General features: G+C 67.7%; 5 protein-coding genes. 4 read left to right on the top strand and 1 reads right to left on the bottom strand.

The features are described 5' to 3' along the window. Positions 1-270: 270 nt before the first annotated feature. The 3 genes from ACAH41_RS22525 (at position 271) to ACAH41_RS22515 (ending at position 3,375) form a co-directional block, all read left to right on the top strand. Complete coding sequence (locus tag ACAH41_RS22525) at positions 271-1,461, top strand: class I SAM-dependent methyltransferase (RefSeq protein WP_325651525.1); 1,191 nt, start codon at positions 271-273, stop codon at positions 1,459-1,461. Positions 1,462-1,673: 212 nt separating this feature from the next. Continuing rightward, entirely contained in the window at positions 1,674-2,864 is a 1,191-nt protein-coding gene (gene cfa / locus ACAH41_RS22520) for a cyclopropane fatty acyl phospholipid synthase (RefSeq protein ID WP_370538480.1), read from the top strand. A 19-nt stretch (positions 2,865-2,883) separates the two neighbouring features. Further along, the gene (locus ACAH41_RS22515) at positions 2,884-3,375 is read left to right on the top strand and encodes a carboxymuconolactone decarboxylase family protein (protein WP_325651523.1); all 492 of its coding nucleotides are present in this window, start codon (positions 2,884-2,886) and stop codon (positions 3,373-3,375) included. Here the strand turns inward: ACAH41_RS22515 and ACAH41_RS22510 are convergent, their stop codons facing one another. Beyond that, entirely contained in the window at positions 3,376-3,903 is a 528-nt protein-coding gene (locus ACAH41_RS22510) for an Lrp/AsnC family transcriptional regulator (protein WP_370538479.1), read from the bottom strand. A 109-nt stretch (positions 3,904-4,012) separates the two neighbouring features. Between ACAH41_RS22510 and glmS the strand changes: the two genes are divergently transcribed. Then, a complete protein-coding gene (gene glmS / locus ACAH41_RS22505; RefSeq protein ID WP_370538478.1) occupies positions 4,013-5,854 on the top strand; it encodes a glutamine--fructose-6-phosphate transaminase (isomerizing) in 1,842 nt (613 codons plus the stop codon). The last annotated feature ends 146 nt before the right edge of the window (positions 5,855-6,000 follow it).

Raw genomic sequence — 6,000 nt, 5'->3', positions numbered from 1 at the left:
GCGGTTCATGTTGTGTGTCTCCTGAGATGTCGGGGCGTTTGGTGTTGTCGCTGCCTGCCCGCATGGCGCAGCGTGCGCATCTTCAGCGAGGGAGGTCCGCGGTTTTGATACTGCCGCTGCCAGTGTCTGTACTTCATTGCGTATAACTGGTCTGGTTTTCCCCAGGTCAGTGGAATTAGATACAGATGAAGGACTCAGTGGCCGCTTTGCCGCATCCAAGGTCAGGCCGCTGCCCTGGCTGCCGCAGCAGGGCAGGCGACAATCCAGCGCATGAAAGCCATCCGCCTGCGCGAAGGAAAAGAACGTTCGCTGCTGCGCCGCCACCCCTGGGTGTTCGCCGGCAGCGTTGAAAAAGGCAAGGCCGACGCGGGCGAGACGGTGCGGGTCGAAAGCCATGACGGCCAGTTCCTGGCCTGGGCCGCATTCAGCCCGCTGTCGCAGATCCGCGTGCGGGCCTGGAGCTTCGACGAGGCAGAGCGCATTGACGCCGCGTTTTTCCAGCGCCGCATCCGCGCCGCGGTGGCCATGCGGGCGCGCCTGGCCGTCGCCAGCAACGGCGTGCGCCTGGTGCACGGCGAGGCCGACGGCCTGCCCGGCCTGGTGGTGGACCGCTACGGCGACATCCTCAGCGCGCAGTTCCTCTCGGCCGGCAGCGAGCGCTGGAAGGCGGTGATTGCCGACGCGCTGCTGGCTGAAACCGCTGCGCTGGGCTGCACCCGGCTGTATGAGCGCTCGGACGTCAGCGTGCGCGAGCTCGAAGGCCTGCCCGAGGTGACCGGCTGGCTGCGCGGCGATGGCGACAGCAGCGTCACGCTGCGCGAGCACGACATTCAGCTCACGCTGGACGTGGCCGAGGGCCACAAGACCGGCTACTACCTGGACCAGCGCGAGAACCGCGCGCTGTTCGCCCGGCTGGTGCGCCAGTTCGGCTGCCAGCGGGTGCTGAACTGCTACAGCTACACGGGCGGCTTCTCCATCGCCGCGCTGGCCGGTGGCGCGGCCGAGGTCACCAGCGTGGACTCCTCCGGCCCTTCGTTGGCCCGCGCCGCCGCCCACGTCGCGCTGAACGGCTTCGACCCGGCCCGCCACACCGCGCTGGACGCCGACGTGAACGCCACGCTGCGCCAGTGCCTGCAAGCGGGCAGGCAGTTCGACGCCATCGTGCTCGACCCACCGAAGTTTGCGCCCACTGCGGCGCATGCCGAGCGCGCCAGCCGCGCCTACAAGGACATCAACCGCCTGGCCTTCAAGCTGCTGGCGCCGGGCGGCCTGCTGCTGACCTTCAGCTGCTCCGGCGGCATCAGCGCCGACCTGTTCCACAAGATCGTCGCCGGCGCCGGCATGGACGCGCCGGCGGACGGCTACCTGCTGCAGCGCCTGGAAGCCGCGCCGGACCATCCCACGACGGTCTGCTTCCCCGAAGGCGAATACCTCAAGGGCCTGGTGATCCTGAAAAAGTAGCGCGCACACCAATTGCCTCGGCATGCGTGCACCGATCAAGCCCCTGCCGGGGGCATTGCTTCTGGCGTGAGGCAGTGCCCGGGCGGGACGCAGACGGTATGGTTTTTCTTCGTGACATTTGCCGCGAGCCACCCCGCCCGTGCCATGCGAAGCACCCGGCGTGAAGGTCCAGCCTGCGGTCTCCAAGGAGCGCGAGGTTTCACAGCATGGACATGGAATTGCTGGACAAGGGTTCGGCCGCTGGGCGGGCCGAGGGCAACGCCGGCTCGCGCGACGCGCTGCAGCGGCTGCTTGAACTGGCCGACGTGCGCCTGGGCGGTGACCGACCCTGGGACATGCGACCGGCGCCCGGCGCCACCGCGCAGTTCGAGCAATTGCCGCAGCGCGTGCTGGCCGAGGGTTCGCTCGGGCTGGGCGAGGCCTACATGGACGGCTGGTGGGTGGCGGACCGGCTGGACCAGCTGTTCGAGCGCCTGCTCAAGGCCCGGCTGGACCAGCGCGTGACGCCCTGGCCGGTGCTGTGGCACGGGCTCAAGGCGAAGCTGCTGAACCTGCAGAACCCGCGCCGTGCCTTCCAGGTCGGCGAGCGGCATTACGACCTGGGCAACGACTTCTACCAAGCCATGCTGGACCAGCGCATGACCTACACCTGTGCCTACTGGGCCGGCAAGCCGCCGGCGGTGGCCGAGCAGCTGGATGCGGCCCAGGAAGCCAAGCTGGACCTGGTTTGCCGCAAGCTGGGGCTGAAGCCTGGCATGCGGGTGCTGGACATCGGCTGCGGCTGGGGCAGCTTCATGAAATTCGCCGCCGAGCGCTACGGCGTGCGCTGCGTGGGCGTCACGGTCTCGGCCGAGCAGGTGGCACTGGGCCGGCAACTGTGCGAAGGCCTGCCCGTCGAATTCCGGCTGCAGGACTACCGCGAACTGAACGAGCGCTTCGACCGCATCGTCTCGTTGGGCATGTTCGAGCACGTGGGTCACAAGAATGCCGCCACCTACATGAGCGTGGCCCGCCGCTGCCTGGCCGAAGACGGGCTGTTCCTGCTGCACACCATCGGCCGCAACGACAGCGGGCATGGCACAGACCCGTGGATCCACCGCTACGTGTTCCCGAATGGCGAGTTGCCCAGCATTGCGCGCATTGGCCGCAGCGCCGAACCTCATTTCGTCGTCGAAGACCTGCACAACTTCGGCGCCGACTACGACCACACGCTGATGTGCTGGTGCCAGCGCTTCGAGGCCGCGTGGCCGCGTTTCGCCGAGCGCCTGGGCGAGCGCTTCCACCGCATGTGGCGCTACTACCTGCTGAGCTGCGCTGGCGCCTTCCGCGCGAGGGACATCCAGCTCTGGCAATGGGTGCTGTCGCCGCGTGGCGTGCCGGGTGGGTACAAGCGCGTGTCGTGAAACTGGCTATCGTTCGGGCATGAGCACTTCATCCCAGGATCCCCACGGCCCGCGCATCGATTGGGCCAGTTTCGAAATCCACGCGCCCGAAGTCATCAAGGCCTTGCGCGCGCTCGGCCAGGCGGTCGACGAAGGCGGGCTGGACAAGTCCTTGACCGAACTGCTGAAGGTGCGCGCCTCGCAGCTCAACGGCTGCGCCTTCTGCCTGCAGTTCCACCTGAACCTGGCCCGCAAGCTGGGCGTGCCCGCGCCCAAGCTGGACCTGGCCGCCACCTGGCACGAAGCCGGCAGCGTCTACACCGCCCGCGAACGCGCCGCGCTGCAATGGACCGAAGCGTTGACGCTGATGGCCGGCCAGCCCATCACCGACACGGCCTACGCCGAGCTGCAATCGCAGTTCAGCGAGAAGGAGATTGCACTGCTGACGACCTCCATCGGCGCGATCAACGCCTGGAACCGCATCGCCGGCAGCCTGCAGTTCACGCCGCCGATCCCGAAGGCAGCGGCCTGATCAGGCTGGCGAGGGGGCTGGCATCCGCGGGTCGAACTTCGCCCGCTTCACCGCGAAAAAGCTCTTCACGTTGCGCACGTTGGCGTCCTGCGTGAACAGCGCCTGGGTCAGCGCCAGGAAGGCCGGCATGTCGGCGGCCCAGGTCACCAGCACGAAGTCCGGCCCGGGCGAGACGCGCCAGCATTGCTGAAGCACGCTCGCCGCGCCGCCGTCAAACGCCAGTGCGCGCGACTCGAAAGCGTCCAGGTGCTCGACGCCCTGGCGGTCCAGCGTCACCTCGCAAATGGCCTGCAGCCCGCGGCCGGCGAAGGCGGGGGCCAGCAGCGCGGTGAAGCGCTCGATCACGCGCATCTCGCGCAGCCGCTTGATGCGGCGCAGCGCGGTGGCCGGCGATACATGCGCGGCCTCGGCCAGCGCCTGGTTGGTGAGGCTGGCGTCGGCCTGCAGCAGGTCCAGCAGGCGCCAGTCGATGGCGTCCAGTGTGGCGGAAAAGTTCTCTGATGTGCTCACTTTGAAATATTCGGCCATCGTAAATCAGTGATGACCGAATATTTCACATTGGCATGAATCCGGCAAGCTTATGTTGCGCAGGGAGGCCTACGATTCGTCTCGTTCCCTCACAGAAAGCGAGCACCCCATGTGCGGCATCGTCGGCGCAGTCAGTCACCACAACATCGTCCCCGTCCTCGTGCAAGGCTTGCAACGGCTGGAGTACCGCGGTTATGACTCCTGCGGCGTGGCGGTCTACCAGGATGGTGAGCTGCGCCGCACCCGCTCGACGGCCCGCGTGGCTGAGCTGCAGCAGCAGATTGACGCCGACGGCGTGGCCAGCGGCACCGGCATCGCCCACACCCGCTGGGCCACGCACGGCGCGCCGGTGGTGCACAACGCGCACCCGCACTTCTCCAGCGGCAAGATTGCGCTGGTCCACAACGGCATCATCGAAAACCACGAGCAGCTGCGCGACGAGCTGAAGGCCAAGGGCTACGCCTTCGAGAGCCAGACCGACACCGAGGTCATCGCCCACCTGGTGCACCACCTCTACGACGGCGACCTGTTCGACGCCGTGCAGCGCGCCGTGCTGCGCCTGAAGGGCGCCTACGCCATCGCCGTCTTCTGCCGCGACGAGCCGCAGCGCGTGGTCGGCGCCCGCGAAGGCTCGCCGATGATCCTGGGCCTCGGCCTTGAGTCCAGCGGCGGCGCCAACTTCCTGGCGTCCGACGCAATGGCGCTGGCGGGGGTCACCGACCGCATCGTCTACCTCGAAGAGGGTGACGTGGTCGACATCCAGATTGGCAAGCACTGGATCGTCGCCAGGGACGAACATGGCCAGTTCCGCCCTGTGCAGCGCGAAGTGCGCATCGTGCAGGCCCACACTGGCGCCGCCGAACTGGGCCCGTACCGCCACTACATGCAGAAGGAAATCTTCGAGCAGCCGCGCGCGATTGCGGACACGCTGGAAGGCGTGGCCGGCATCACGCCCGAGCTTTTTGGGGACGGCGCGTACAAGGTCTTCAAGGAAGTGGACCGCGTGCTCATCCTCGCCTGCGGCACCAGCTACTACTCGGGCTCCACCGCCAAGTACTGGCTCGAAAGCATCGCCAAGATTCCCACCAGCGTCGAGATCGCCAGCGAATACCGCTACCGCGACAGCGTGCCGGACCCGCGCACCCTCGTCGTCACCATCAGCCAGAGCGGCGAGACGGCAGACACGCTGGCCGCGCTGAAGCACGCCCGCGCGCTCGGCATGCCGCACACGCTGACCATCTGCAACGTGGCCACCAGCGCGATGGTGCGCGAATGCAAGCTGGCCTACATCACGCGTGCCGGCGTGGAAGTGGGCGTGGCCAGCACCAAGGCCTTCACCACCCAGCTCGCCGGCCTGTTCCTGCTGACGCTGGCGCTCGCCCAAGTGCGCGGCCACCTGAGCGACGAACAGGAAGCCGCCCACCTGAAGGCCATGCGCCACCTGCCCGCCGCGCTGCAGGCCGTGCTGGCGCTGGAGCCGCAGGTGGTGGCCTGGGCCGAAGCCTTCGCCCGCAAGGAAAACGCACTCTTCCTCGGCCGCGGCTTGCACTACCCCATCGCCCTCGAAGGCGCGCTGAAGCTCAAGGAGATCAGCTACATCCACGCAGAGGCCTACCACGCAGGCGAGCTCAAACACGGCCCGCTGGCGCTGGTCACCTCCGAAATGCCGGTGGTCACGGTGGCGCCGAACGACGCGCTGCTGGAGAAGCTCAAGAGCAACCTGCAGGAAGTCCGCGCCCGCGGCGGCCAGCTCTACGTCTTCGCCGACGCCGACACCCGCATCACCAACGCCGAAGGCCTGCACGTCATCCGCATGCCCGAACACTACGGCGCACTGTCCCCGATCCTGCACGTGGTGCCGCTGCAGCTGCTGGCGTATCACACGGCGGTGGCGCGGGGGACGGACGTGGACAAGCCGCGCAACCTGGCCAAGAGCGTGACGGTGGAGTGAGTTGCCTCTGGAGGCCGGCAATTGACGCGCTGGACCTTCGCCGGCCTGCTTTCGCCGATGCGGCTTCTCAGCCGCACGCCATGCGGCAATCCGGTGACGCCGCAAGTGGCGCGGGCTGACCGGTAGACTGTGCTTGCCGCCGAACT

Source organism: Ideonella sp., assembly GCF_041287625.1.
Classification (GTDB): Bacteria; Pseudomonadota; Gammaproteobacteria; order Burkholderiales; family Burkholderiaceae_C; genus Ideonella.
Note: the sequence above shows the minus strand (reverse complement) of the source record. Positions and strands in the feature narration are given on the sequence as shown.

Coding starts and splice junctions, on each gene's coding strand:
- cfa (WP_370538480.1), top strand. CDS start 1,674: ATGGAATTGCTGGACAAGGGTTCGGCCGCTGGGCGGGCCGAGGGCAAC.
- ACAH41_RS22515 (WP_325651523.1), top strand. CDS start 2,884: ATGAGCACTTCATCCCAGGATCCCCACGGCCCGCGCATCGATTGGGCC.
- ACAH41_RS22525 (WP_325651525.1), top strand. CDS start 271: ATGAAAGCCATCCGCCTGCGCGAAGGAAAAGAACGTTCGCTGCTGCGC.
- ACAH41_RS22510 (WP_370538479.1), bottom strand. CDS start 3,903: ATGGCCGAATATTTCAAAGTGAGCACATCAGAGAACTTTTCCGCCACA.
- glmS (WP_370538478.1), top strand. CDS start 4,013: ATGTGCGGCATCGTCGGCGCAGTCAGTCACCACAACATCGTCCCCGTC.